Origin of the sequence: Kitasatospora sp. NPDC058115 (assembly GCF_042884635.1) — a bacterium.
Taxonomy (GTDB): domain Bacteria; phylum Actinomycetota; class Actinomycetes; order Streptomycetales; family Streptomycetaceae; genus Kitasatospora.
Genome location: NZ_JBHVTL010000038.1, coordinates 63,798 through 75,978, shown reverse-complemented (window position 1 = coordinate 75,978; position 12,181 = coordinate 63,798). Strand labels below are relative to the sequence as shown.

Annotated in this window: 10 protein-coding genes and 1 tRNA gene; 4 read left to right on the top strand and 7 right to left on the bottom strand. The window is 75.5% G+C overall.

Features of this window, described 5'->3' with window-relative positions:
* Nucleotides 1-279 precede the first annotated feature (279 nt).
* Nucleotides 280-1,035: a GPP34 family phosphoprotein gene (locus ACFVVL_RS31755; protein ID WP_380295101.1), complete on the bottom strand. Its 756-nt coding sequence runs from the start codon at nt 1,033-1,035 to the stop codon at nt 280-282.
* 300 nt (nt 1,036-1,335) lie between these two features.
* Between ACFVVL_RS31755 and ACFVVL_RS31750 the strand changes: the two genes are divergently transcribed.
* Nucleotides 1,336-3,549 carry a D-alanyl-D-alanine carboxypeptidase gene (locus tag ACFVVL_RS31750; RefSeq protein WP_387681306.1) on the top strand — a complete coding sequence of 738 codons (2,214 nt, stop codon included), beginning with the start codon at nt 1,336-1,338 and terminating at the stop codon, nt 3,547-3,549.
* Nucleotides 3,550-3,583: 34 nt separating this feature from the next.
* On the opposite strand, the gene ACFVVL_RS31745 is transcribed toward ACFVVL_RS31750, so the two are convergent.
* Nucleotides 3,584-4,579: a YhjD/YihY/BrkB family envelope integrity protein gene (locus ACFVVL_RS31745; RefSeq protein WP_380295098.1), complete on the bottom strand. Its 996-nt coding sequence runs from the start codon at nt 4,577-4,579 to the stop codon at nt 3,584-3,586.
* Between the two features lie 105 nt (nt 4,580-4,684).
* Nucleotides 4,685-6,250, bottom strand: a complete 1,566-nt coding sequence (locus ACFVVL_RS31740) for a glycosyltransferase family 39 protein (RefSeq protein ID WP_387681302.1) — start codon at nt 6,248-6,250, stop codon at nt 4,685-4,687.
* A gap of 196 nt (nt 6,251-6,446) precedes the next feature.
* Between ACFVVL_RS31740 and ACFVVL_RS31735 the strand changes: the two genes are divergently transcribed.
* A tRNA-Arg gene (locus ACFVVL_RS31735) sits at nt 6,447-6,519 on the top strand.
* A 99-nt stretch (nt 6,520-6,618) separates the two neighbouring features.
* Here the strand turns inward: ACFVVL_RS31735 and ACFVVL_RS31730 are convergent.
* Nucleotides 6,619-7,413 carry a phosphatase PAP2 family protein gene (locus tag ACFVVL_RS31730; RefSeq protein WP_380295095.1) on the bottom strand — a complete coding sequence of 265 codons (795 nt, stop codon included), beginning with the start codon at nt 7,411-7,413 and terminating at the stop codon, nt 6,619-6,621.
* A gap of 383 nt (nt 7,414-7,796) precedes the next feature.
* On the opposite strand from ACFVVL_RS31730, the gene ACFVVL_RS31725 reads away from it, so the two are divergent.
* Both ACFVVL_RS31725 and ACFVVL_RS31720 read left to right on the top strand, forming a co-directional pair.
* Nucleotides 7,797-8,768, top strand: coding sequence for a sigma-70 family RNA polymerase sigma factor (locus tag ACFVVL_RS31725; protein WP_380295093.1), 972 nt, complete (start codon nt 7,797-7,799; stop codon nt 8,766-8,768).
* A gap of 152 nt (nt 8,769-8,920) precedes the next feature.
* Nucleotides 8,921-9,175: a hypothetical protein gene (locus tag ACFVVL_RS31720; protein ID WP_387681298.1), complete on the top strand. Its 255-nt coding sequence runs from the start codon at nt 8,921-8,923 to the stop codon at nt 9,173-9,175.
* 27 nt (nt 9,176-9,202) lie between these two features.
* Here the strand turns inward: ACFVVL_RS31720 and mscL are convergent, their stop codons facing one another.
* The 3 genes from mscL to ACFVVL_RS31705 form a co-directional block, all read right to left on the bottom strand.
* Complete coding sequence (gene mscL, locus ACFVVL_RS31715) at nt 9,203-9,622, bottom strand: large conductance mechanosensitive channel protein MscL (RefSeq protein ID WP_387681295.1); 420 nt, start codon at nt 9,620-9,622, stop codon at nt 9,203-9,205.
* A 560-nt stretch (nt 9,623-10,182) separates the two neighbouring features.
* Complete coding sequence (locus tag ACFVVL_RS31710; protein ID WP_380295087.1) at nt 10,183-10,488, bottom strand: FmdB family zinc ribbon protein; 306 nt, start codon at nt 10,486-10,488, stop codon at nt 10,183-10,185.
* Between the two features lie 161 nt (nt 10,489-10,649).
* Nucleotides 10,650-11,903: an MFS transporter gene (locus ACFVVL_RS31705; protein ID WP_380295107.1), complete on the bottom strand. Its 1,254-nt coding sequence runs from the start codon at nt 11,901-11,903 to the stop codon at nt 10,650-10,652.
* Nucleotides 11,904-12,181 lie beyond the last annotated feature (278 nt).

Sequence of the window (12,181 nt, the reverse complement as noted above, 5' to 3'; positions counted from 1 at the left end):
GGGGGGGGGGGGGTTTGGGGGGGGGGGGGGGGGGGGGGGCCCGCCCCGGGGGGGGGGCGGGGGGGGGGGGGGCCGCCGGGCTACTCCGGGGGGGGCCCCCCGCCCCTTCTCACTGCCGGGTGGTGCCGGTTGCTCAGCGCCGCCGTAGGGCGCGAGCGGTGCGTCGTGCGCTGTTGTGCGCGCCGGTCCGCTCCCGGCGCGCGGGAGCGGTTCGTCCGGCTCCGGGCACGGCCCCGGGGGCCCTCCGGCTCCGGGGTCGGCCCCGTGGCCGCGGGGGCGTCAGCGGACTCCGACGCGGGACGCCGCGACCCGGCCGCCGCCGCTGCCGCGCCCGGCCGCCGTGCGCTGGCCGGCCCGGCCGCCCGGGCCCGGCGAGGCCGCTCCGGCCTGGGCGGAACGGTTCTGCTGGCCCGGCAGGCCGTTCTGCACGTCCATCACGGCGTGCGCGACCATCCCGCCCAGCGGGTCGTACCGGATCAGATCGCGCAGCCGGGAGCGCGAGGAACGGCCCTCGTTGCCCGGGTAGAGGTGCTTGCCCAGCCCGACCGAGTGCGCCAGCGCGGCGAGCGCCGCCGTCCGCGGGTCCGGCGGCACGCCGGTGCGGATCGCGGTGTCCAGCCGCTGCTTGATCGCGGCGTTGGTGCAGTCGTCGGACGCCTGGTACCGCGTCGTCGGCAGCACCCCGCACACCTGACCGGGCACGGCGGTGACCATGCCGCACCGCTCCAGGTGCGCCAGGTAGGTCTGCCGCAGCCCCAGCCGGGGCCCGCCGATCCAGTGCGCCGCGCGGACCGGGCTGCCGCGTCGTCGCAGCAGTTCCAGCGCGTGGTCGAGCGTCGGGTCGCCGGTCGGCCGTGGCAGCACCACGGCGATCCGGTCGCCCTCCGGAATGATCCGTCCGGCCAGGGACAGCTCGACGAGCTGGGCCCCGGCGAGTCCGAGGTCGAGGGTCTGCGGCTGCGCCGTGGTGCCCGTGGCCGGGTCCAAAGCGAGCAGCAAGAGCTCCTCGGGAACAGTTCTGCGGCTCTTGCCCATCCAAGCCTCCCCGCGTGGATGGGAAACAGCGTGACGCCTCTCACACGGGCTTGTCGAGTACGCCTCCGAATCGTGACCTTGCGATCGGGCGGGGGAACCGGCCGTGGCGGGCCGGGCGTCTGACCGTTGAACAGGCCGCGGTGCGGCCGTGCCGCGCCAATAACCGCCGGTCGGGCGGGGTGTGGGCGACCCGATTCGGTCGCCGGTGGCGGAGACTGTACAGGTACACGGGGCGGGGTGCCGGCTTCCCGAAATACGGGCTTGCCGGCGCCCCGCCGGGCGTTGAGGAGGCTGGGTTACGTGGGCGAGTCCCCCGACAGGGTGCTGCGGGACGGCGAGCGGGCGCGGGAGCGGGACGGCGAACGGGCCGCCGCCGCGCCCGAGGGGACGGCCGCGCCGGGGGCGGACCCGGCGGCGGAGTCCGAGGCCGGCGCCGGTGCCACGGGCGAGGACTCGGCCGACCGCACGGGCACGGACTCCGCCGGTCCGGACTCCGCCGACTCCGCCGACGCCGACGCCGACTCCGCGGACGCGGACGCGGACGGCACCCCCGACACCGGTGCCGAGCCGGCCGCGCGGGCGGCCCGGCCCGGGCCGACGGTGCAGCTGCGGGTCCGGGATGCGGACACCCGTACGGCCTCGCTGAGGCTGCCCGCCGAGCAGGCGACCACCGCCCTGCGCCTGCCCGCCGACAACGCGACCACCAGCCTGCGCCTGCCCGAAGACCGGAACGACGACGCCGCCGAGGCCGCGGCCGGCACCCCGGACCGCCCCTCCGGCACCGACCCCCGTCTCGCCATCCGGACGGCTCCGGCGGCCGGCGGGGGCAGCGGTCCGGCCGGCCCCGAGGCCCCGGCGGAGGAGGCCGAACCGCCCGCGCGGGCCGAGAAGTTCGAGAAGCGGGAGAACGCCGAACGGACCCGCGTCCTGCGCCTCCCCGCCGCTGCCGCCACCGCCGCCGCGGCCGTCCCCGACACGGACACCGTCCCGGAGCCGCCCGGCCCGCACCCGCTGCCCGAACCGGCCCCGGTCCCGGAGCCGGTCCCCGAGCCGCACCCGGAGCCGAAGCCGCTGCCCGGACCCGAGCCGGTCCCCGGCCCCGCGCCGCTGCCCGGACCCGGGCCGTCCCCGGAGCCGGAACCGGAGCCCGCTCCCGCCCCGCGGCCACTGCCGGTCCCCGAACCGCTGCCCGCTCCCGAACCGCTGCCGGCACCCGCGCCGGAGCCCGCGCCGTTCCCGGAGTCGACCTCCGAGGCGATGGAGGTGCTGGCCGCGCTCAACGGCCGGCCGGTCTCGCCGCTGCGCCGCGCGCTCAAGCGGATCACCATCTGGACGCTCTTCCTCGCCGTCGTCCTCGGCGCCGTGGTCACCGCGCAGCTGCTGCGCCCGCTGCCGGCCGGCAAGGTGCGGATGACCGCCGCGGGCGGCTTCGGCTTCGCCGGCGACCCGCTCGACCTGGCCTGGCCCGCCAAGGGGCAGTCCGCCGCCGAGGTGGTCGGCATCGGCAGCCTGGGCAGCTCCGGCCCGGAGACGCCGGCCTCGATCGCCAGCGTCACCAAGGTCATGAACGCCCACCTCATCCTCCAGGCGCACCCGCTGAAGAAGGGCGAGGCCGGTCCGAAGATCACCGTCGACAAGCAGGCCGCCCAGGAGTCCGGCAACGTCGACGAGTCCCGGGTCACCCTGACCGAGGGCCAGCAGATCAGCCAGTACCAGGCGCTGGAGCTGCTGATGCTGCCCTCCGCCAACAATGTCGCCCGGCTGCTGGCCCGCTGGGACGCCGGATCGGAGGAGGCGTTCGTCAAGAAGATGAACGACACCGCCGCCGGGCTCGGCATGGCCAACACCACCTACACCGACCCGGCCGGCTTCAACCCGGAGACCAAGAGCACCGCCAAGGACCAGCTCAAGCTGGCCGAGCAGGTGATGCAGGACGAGGTGTTCCGGCAGATCGTCTCCACCCCGGACACCACCTTCAACAACCAGAAGATCTCCAACACCAACACCCTGATCTCCCCGAAGAACGGCGTCATCGGCGTCAAGACCGGCTCCAGCACCCCGGCCGGCGGCTGTCTGATGTGGGCCGCCTACAAGGAGATCGCCGGTGTGCGGCGGCTGATCCTCGGCGTCACCCTGGGCCAGCCGGCGACCACCGCCGAGCCGAGCATCCTCAAGGCGGTGATGAACGCCAGCGGCAAGCAGATCCAGGCCGCGCAGAACGGGATCACCGGGCAGACCCTGGCCAAGCAGGGCGACGTGGTCGGCCGGATCGACGACGGCCTCGGCGGCTCCGTCCCGGTGGTCGCCGCCCAGGACCTCACGGTGGCGGGCTTCCCCGGCATCACCGGCACCCTGGTCCTGGACCCGCTGAAGGTCGGCCACCAGGCGGCGGCCGGCACCAAGGTCGGTGTGCTGCGCACGGGCGAGGGCGACAGCCGGGTGGAGGTGCCGGTCGTGCTCCAGTCCGACCTCGCCCCGCCGTCCATCCTCTCCCGGCTGACCCGCGCGCTGTGAGGCGCTCCGGCTGAGCCGTCCCGGGCGGCCCGCGTCAGAACCGCGGGCCGCCCCACTGCCCCGGCGCGGTGCGCGAGCCCAGCAGCCGGGCGATCGCCTCCTCCTCGGCCACCACCCGGCCCAGCGCGATCGCCAGGGTCATCCCGGTGAACACCACGATCAGCCAGGACAGGCCGGTGAACACCACGCCGAACGGGCCGAACTGGCCGATGCTGCGGCTCATCGCCCCCGGCAGGTAGACCCGCGAGGCCACCCCGATGCCGACCACGGCCACGCCGCAGAGCACCGCCCCCGGCAGCAGCGGCAGCCAGCGCACCCGGCCGCCCAGCAGCAGGTGCTGGGTCCACCACCACATCGCCGTCGCCAGCAGGAAGGTCAGCGGCACCCCCAGCCAGGCGCCCAGGCCGAAGCCGTCCTTGACCGGGGTCTGGAACGCCAGGCAGAGCAGCCAGACCACCAGCCAGACCAGCCATCGCCAGGCCGCCACCCTGGTCCCCGCCTTGGGCAGTTCCCAGCAGCGTTCGCAGACCCGCTGCATCGCCCGGCTCAGCGCCGTCGCCGACAACAGGGTCACCAGCGCGCCGACCACCCCGAAACCGGTCTCCTGCTCGTGGCCCGTCCCGAGCATCTGCTGCACCGACTGCGCCGCCGGGCCCTCCAGGCCCAGTTCCTTGCGGAGCGAGTGCACCACGCCCTCGCGGATCGCCGTGGGGGTGAAGACCGCCACCACGAACAGCGCGGGCAGGGCGCTCAGGAAGGCCTGTGCGGCCAGCCTCGTCGCGGAGTCCAGCAGGTTGACCCGGAGCAACTGGCGCAGCGCCCGGCCCACCATCGGGACCTGGTCGGGCAGTCCGCGGGCCGATCCGGCCAGGACCGCCGAACGGTGCCGCCACCGGCCGGTCCGCCGCCCCTCCCGGTCCTCTCCCTCGTCCCGGCCGCCCCAGTCCTCCTGGTCGTCCGGGCCGTTCCGGTCACCGTGGCCGTCGTGGCCGCCCCGGCCGGCCGGCTGCCCGTTCGGCTGCTCGCTCACCCGCCGTCCTCCCGGCCGTGGTCGCTGTGCTCCATGGTCGCGCGGCACCCGGTACGGCGCACCCGGGCCGGTCGGGCCGGGGGAGGGGGGAGGAGGGGGCGGGGGTCAGTGCCCGGCGCGGGACCCGCCGAGCAGGGCGAGCGTCATCCCGCCCAGCGGCGTCACCTGCTCCGGCGGCCCGAACCGGGTCCGCAGCGCCTCCGCCTGGTCGGCGGGCAGCGTGGTCAGCGGGTCGGGGGTGTTGCCCAGCACGACCAGCCAGACCCGGCTCCCCGGACCGGTGCACTCGGCCGGGCGCGGGCAGGGCACCGGGAAGAGGTCCTCGGCCTGGACCGCCCCGGTCGCCTCGAACAGCGGGTACGGCCGCACGTCGTCCGGCAGGTAGTAGGAGACACCCGGGCCGATCATCGACCAGGCCTGGTCGCCGAGCGGCACGGCCAGCCCGTCACCCGGCCGGTAGCCGGCCGCGATCAGCCGGGCCACCGCCCGGTAGGGCTCCTTCGACTGCGCGTGCGAGCCCGCGTAGCGCACCAGGGACTGGGTCGGCAGGGCCGTCACCCCGGCCACCGCCACCACGCCGACCGCGAGCAGCAGGCCCGCCGTGCGCACCTCCGGGCGGGTCCGGCCGGGCCGGGCCGCCGCGGTCACCGCCGCGTAGCCCGCCCCTGTCCCGCAGCCGGCCAGCGCGGCCCAGGCGGGCACCGTGAACAGCAGGTACCGGTCGAGGAAGTAGGAGGTCGGGCCGAAGGAGAACGCCCAGACCGCCAGCACCGGCAGCACCGCGAGCAGCAGCAGCCGCAGCGCCGGACCGCGCCGCCCGGGCAGCACCAGGGCCAGCAGCGCCAGCACCAGGAAGACGTGGAACACCCGGGCCGAGCCGAACAGCGGCTCGCCGAAGTGCCAGAGCTGGTCCAGGGTGGGCCGGCCGAGCCAGCCCAGCTGCCGCTCGGACTGCCGGCGGCCCAGCAGCGCCACCGGCAGCACCACCGCCACCAGGGCGGCGAGCACCAGGGCGAGGCCGGCGAGCAGCCGCCGCCGCGCCGGGCCGGAGGTCCGCCACAGGTACGGCGCGACCAGCGCGGCCTGCCCGGCCAGGGCGCTCAGCGAGACCAGGTGCGCCGCGCCCGCCACCGCCATCGCCAGGCCGTACGGCACCCACCGGCCCAGCGTCGGCCGCTCCAGCGCACGCAGCAGGAACCAGGTCCCGGCCGCGACGGCGCAGGTGACCAGCGCGTAGGAGCGGGCCTCCTGGGCGTACCGGGATATCAGCGGCACCATCGCGAACAGCAGCCCGGCGCAGACGCCCGCGACCCGGCCGCCGAACAGCCGCTCGGCGGTCAGCGCGGTGAACGCGGCCGCGCCCGCCATCGCCAGGACGGAGGGCAGCCGCAGCGCGATCTCCGAGTCGCCGAACAGCGTCGTCCAGCCGTGCAGCAGGACGTAGTAGGCGCCGTTGCTGGCGTCCACGTGCTGCAGCATCCGCAGCAGGTCGCCGATCGGCCGGGTGGCCGAGACCCAGCTCGCCACCTCGTCCCGCCACAGCGTGGGCGTCCCCAGCCGGTACGCGCCCACCACCAGCATGACGAGCGCGGGTGCGAGCCACACCACCGGCCCGGCCGCCTTCCGCGCGAGGCGAACGGCGCCGCGCTCCCACCGGTCACCCGATGCCATCTGCCGCTCCGTTCCTTCCCCCCGCCGGAGGGCTCCGGCCCCGCCGTCGCACGGGGCCGTTCCCCCAGGCTAGCCGCCCCTCCACCACCGGGCCGCGCCCCCACCGACCTGACCCGCCGTCGCCCGCCCGCCCTCCCACGGTCCGTCCCGCCCACCGCCGTGCCACCGATCCGCTAGGCTGTCTGCGGTCGTCCCCGCCTCAGTAGCTCAGGGGATAGAGCACGGCTCTCCTAAAGCCGGTGTCGCAGGTTCGAATCCTGCCTGGGGCACAGCGCCGGTCACGGCGGATGACGTGAGTACGGGCCCCCTCGGTTGCTTCCGAGGGGGCCCGTTCCGTTGTTTGCGGGTGGGCGCGGGGTGAGGGAGGGTCAGCGCAGGAGGCCGTCGGGGTGGTCGGCGGGGGTGTCCCGGGGCGGGCGGGCGGGGGAGACGAGGACGCGTTGGACGCGGGGCCGGGTGCGCCAGTTCACCCGGCGGAAGTCGCGGGCGAGGGCTCCGGGGCGGGAGAGTTCGACGAGGACGGTGACGCTGCCGAGGACGATGCCGGCGGCGAGCCAGCCGCCCACGACGTCGCTCGGCCAGTGGACGCCCAGGAAGACCCGGGAGGCGCCGATGCCCAGGGTGATCAGCGCGGCGACGGAGCAGGCGGCGATCCGGCCGGCCCGGCCGGCCCGGGGCCAGAGCAGGCCGACCAGAACGGCGCAGGCGATCGCGGAGGCCATCGCGTGGCCGGAGGGGAGCGCGGGGCCGCCGGCGTGGGCGACGGGGTCGGAGAAGGTGGGGCGCTGGCGGCCGAAGGAGAGCTTCAGGAGCCATTGGACGCCCCAGCCGGCGAGGGTCTGGGCCGCGACCCAGCCGCCGAGCGTCCGGGCGCCGATCAGCCAGAGCCAGAGGGCGGCCGCGCCGAGCACCGAGCGCATGGTGATCGTCCCGCCGATGTCGGAGAACAGCTGCACCGAGGCGGTCCACGCGGTGTGACCGGCCGCGAAGCGGTGCAGGGAGTCGACCGGTCGGTGGTCGAACCGGGACAGCGGCCGCCAGTCGGTCTGCACCAGGGCTGCGAGGACGGCGAACAGCACGGCGCAGCCGACCGCGAGTGCCGCGTGCCGGAGCAGGTGGCGATCACGCGGGGTGATGGAGGGCGAGCTGTTGGTCAGGTGCATGGCTGACACCTTCCCAGTCGCCCGTGCCGAGCGTGCGCCGCGGCGATAGCGATTTGGCATCTTTTGTGCGGAGGAGCTGCGTGCGCCGGGGTGTGGGCGGGCTCCGCGGGGGAACGCGCCCGGCGTCCGAGGGGTTGCGGTAGGGGAGGGGCGTGCGCGCGGTGGGGCGGGGGAGCACGCCGGGTGGCGGTCCGGTCACCCAGGGTCCGGATCGCGGGCGGAATCGGGCAGGATACTGCATCGCCGGAAGAATCTGAGCGACTTGGGAATGTTGTCCGGATTCTGTTCGTTGGATCGTTACGTGTGAGCCCCGCGGGGCCCGCACTTCTTGCCCTCTCCGGGCAGGCAGCCAGACCGCGGCAACACCAGCAAAGGGAGCAAGCATGGCCACCCGTGCCGTCGTTCGCGACAGGGCCGACCGGACTCGCGCGGCCCGCCCGACCAACCTTGAGGCCGACCGTGACCTGGTCGGCATGTACCTCGACGAGATCGCCAGGACGCCCCTGCTCGATGCCGCCGAGGAGGTCGAGCTCTCGCTGCGGATCGAGGCCGGCGTCTACGCCCAGCACCTGCTGGAGGAGGACGAGCTCCCCAAGGGCGTGCGGCGCGAGGAACTGGAGGCGATAGCCGAGGACGCCGAGCGCGCCAAGGACGTCTTCATCCGGTCCAACCTCCGCCTCGTCGTCGCCGTCGCCCGCCGCTACCCGCGCAGCGGCCTGCCGCTGCTCGACCTCATCCAGGAGGGCAACGCCGGCCTGGTCCGCGCGGTGGAGAAGTTCGACTACGCCAAGGGCTTCAAGTTCTCCACCTACGCGACGTGGTGGATCCGCCAGGCGATCACCCGGTCGATCGCCGACCAGTCGCGCACCATCCGGCTGCCCGTCCACCTGGTCGAGGAGCTGGGCCGGATCCGCCGGGTGCAGCGGGAGAAGTCGAAGGAGCTGGGCCGGGAGGCCGAGCCCGCCGAGATCGCGGCCGAGCTGGACACCACCGAGGCCCGGATCAAGGACGTGCTGGACTGGGCGCGGGACCCGGTCAGCCTGAACATGTCGGTCGACGACGAGGGCGAGACCCAGTTCGGCGACCTGGTCGAGGACACCGGGGCGACGTCCCCGGAGGACGCCGTGATGGTCATGCTGCGCCGCGAGGAACTGGACGGCCTGATCGGGCGCCTGGACGACCGGACGGCCTCGATCATCCGGTCGCGGTACGGCATGGAGGACGGCCGCGAGCGCACCCTGACCGAGGTGGGCAAGCAGCACGGGCTGACCCGTGAGCGGATCCGCCAGATCGAGAAGCACGCGCTGGCGGAGCTGAAGAAGATCGCCGACCACGCGGGCTTCGAGGCGGCCTGACGGAGCCCGGCCCGGCATGACGCGGGCGTGAGAGGTGACGGCGGCCTGCGGGCCCGGTGCGGAGCGGTCCGCACCGGGCCCGCCGTCGTGCCGGGAGCCTTCTAGGCTGGTGGCAGCGGGCGGGGACGTCGGCAGGGGGAAGGACGAGAGCGGTGGAGGAGAAGGTGGCGGACGAGAAGGCGGACGGGACGACGGCCGGCGAGAAGGCCGGGGGACCGGCCGGGGAGACGGCGGCGGACCGGTCGCGGACGGCGGCGAAGGCCCGGCTGGTCTTCGGCGACCCGCTGGAGCGGCAGTCCCGGGACGACACCGACGCGGGCTGGGGCGACCGGCCCGGGGCGGGGCAGAGCAGTGGCCGGGGGCTGGACTGGTACCTGAGCCAGCGCCCGCCGCACCACGGGGACTGACGGCCGGCCCGCCGGGTCGGCCCGGCCTCAGCCGGTCCGGGTGACCAGGGCGTCGCGGATCTCGGTGAGCAGCAGGACCTCCTTGGCCTCGGCCTCCGCCTGGACCTCGGCCAGCGTCTTGCGCCGGGCGGTGAACCTGGTCATCGGCAGGATCAGGCAGAAGTAGACGACGGCCGCGGTGATCACGAACTGGAGCGCCGCGCTCAGCACGTTGCCCCAGAGGATGAGGATGCCGGTCGTGACCTCGCCGGTGGCGGACACCTCGCAGGGGCCCTTGATGCAGGAGCTGTAGGACGCGAGGTCCTTGGCTCCGAACGCCCCGACGATCGGGTTGATCACGCCCTTGACGAAGGCGTTGACGATGTTGGTGAAGGCCGCGCCGATGACCACGGCGACCGCCAGCTCGACGACGTTTCCGCGCAGCAGGAATTCCTTGAAGCCTTTCATGCCGCGTGAACGACGGAGTCGTCGGCCGGTCACGGGTGATTTTCTGCCCCCTCCGACGGACAACCCGTTCGGCCCACCGCCGGCGCCGCCCCCGGCGCCGGCGGGCCCGTCCGGGCGGGGCCGAGGGTGAGCGCGGCCGCCGCCGCGAACAGCAGCACCAGCGGGACCGGGGCGCGGTGGCGCAGCACCCGCCGGAGCCGGCAGCGCGGGCCCGCCCGGCCGCCGATCGGAGGGAACGGCGGCACCGGCTGCCGGGGCGGGACGCTCGGCGCGGGCAGCGGCGGGACCGGCAGCGGACGGGGGGACAGGACGGGCGAACCGGTGCGCACGGGCACCTCCAGGGTCGGCTTCGGGGTTCCGGTGACCGCCACTCTGGCGGCCCGCGCCCGGGCCGGTAGCCGCTTTTCCCCGCCTGTGGAAAACCCGGGGCTGTGGATGACGGCTGTCACCCCGACGAGTGAATGAAGGCCCCCGGAGACGACGAACGGCCCGCCGCACCCGCTCGGAAGCGGGAAACGGCGGGCCGTTCGGGAACGCTGTGGCCGGTGCCCGGCCGAAGGTCAGCCGGCCGCCGGAGCGGGGCTCGCGGCGGGGGCCGGGGAGCTCGACGACGAGCCCGACGACGAGGACGAGGAGGCCGACGTCGACGAGGACGAGGACGAACCCCCGCCCACCGAGCTGCTGGAGGAGGAGCGGCTGTCGGTCCGGTAGAAGCCGGAGCCCTTGAAGACCACGCCCACCGCCGAGAAGATCTTGCGGAGCCGTCCCTGGCAGTCGGGGCACGTGGTCAGCGGCTCGTCGGTGAACTTCTGCACCGCCTCCAGGCCGTTGCCGCACTCGGTGCACTGGTACTGGTACGTGGGCACTTGTCTTCCTCCTGGCACTCTCGCCTGATGAGTGCTAACGATGGTCAATGATGCGGCATTCCGGTGGATCAGTCCAGCGACTCGAATGTGAGATGAGTCCGGCCCGGGGTCCGCCCGGCGCCCGCCCCGGGTCCGCCCCCGTGCCCGCCCCGGCCGCCGCCTCAGCCCTCGGCCGCGCCCACCAGCCGCCCCGGCGCACCGCGCTCCGCGGCGGCCGCGACCACCGCGCCGCGCCCGGCGCGGGGGACCAGCAGCCCCCGCAGCGTCACCAGCGCGACCAGGCCCAGCCCGGCCCCGGCGACCGGCACCAGGAACCCGACCGACGGACCGTGCGCGTCGATCAGCTGCCCGGCGGCCGTCGAGCCGGTCGCCAGACCCAGGCCGATGGCACCGGTCAGCCAGGTGAAGGCCTCGGTCTTGGCGCCGTCCTCGACCAGCGTCTCGACCAGGGTGTAGCCGCTGATCAGGGTCGGCGCGATGGCCAGGCCGCAGACCAGCCCGGCGAGCGCGAGCGCGACGAGGTTGGGCATCGCCCACAGGGTCGAGCAGCCCAGCACCAGCAGGGCGTAGCCGAGCATCATCCGCTGCTGGACGGAGCGCCGCCAGGCGATCACGCCGTACAGCACACCGGCGACCATCGAGCCGCCGGCGAAGACGCCGTAGACGGTGCCGGCCGCGCCGTGCTGTCCGACCGAGTCGGCGAAGGCGTTCACCGAGACCTGCATGCCGCCGAAGACGGTGCCCACGCCGAGGAAGGCGCCGGCCAGCAGCCGGACGCCGGGCGAGGCGAGCGCGGAGGCCTGCCGGACGCCCGGCTCGCGCACCACCCGGGCGGGCGCGGTGCGCCGCTGGGCGGCGAAGGCCAGGCCGCCGGCCAGGGTCAGCGCGGCCTCGGCGGCCAGCCCGGCCGAGGGGCTGACCGAGGTGGCGACGGCGGCGGCCAGGATCGGGCCGATCACGAAGGTGAACTCGTCCGTCACGGACTCGAAGGCGAAGGCGGTGCTCACCTCGGGGGCGGCGGCCGCGCCCCCGGCGGAGAAGGTGGAGATCCAGCGGGCCCGGACCATGGCGCCGATCTGCGGGACGCTCGCCCCGGCGGGGGCGGCGGCCAGGAACAGGCTCCAGGCCGGCGCGTGCCCGAGCGCGAGCGCGATCAGCGCGCCGACCGAGAGCGCGTGCACCACGACGGTCGGGACGAGCACCGGGGCCTGGCCGTAGCGGTCGGCGAGGCGTCCGGTCTGCGGGCCGACCAGCGCCTGGGCGACGGCGGCCACCGCCGCGACGGTGCTGGCGGTGCCGTAGGAGCCGTGGGTGTCCTTGACGAGCAGCAGGATGCCCATGCCGAGCATCGCGTAGGGCAGCCGCGCGACGAGCGCGGGGACGAGGAACGTCCAGGCGCCGGGGGTGCGCAGCAGCGCGCCGTAGCCGACGCGGGCGGGCGCGGCGGCGCTCCCCGGGCCGGCCTCCGGGCTGTTCCGCGGGCTGCTCTGCGGGGACGCGGTGTCCCGGGCGTCCTCGACGCTCTCGACCGTTCGGCGGGCCGTCACGGTCGGTCCTTCCTGCTGCCTGGTAGCGCGGCAGGGCATGGGGTGGCCCCGACGGCGCCGAGAGTCGTCCTCTCGCGCGTCGACCGGGGTAGATACCGGGCCGGTCCGGCGGGGGGCCGGGGCCGGGCCGCGGCCGCCGAGCGGTC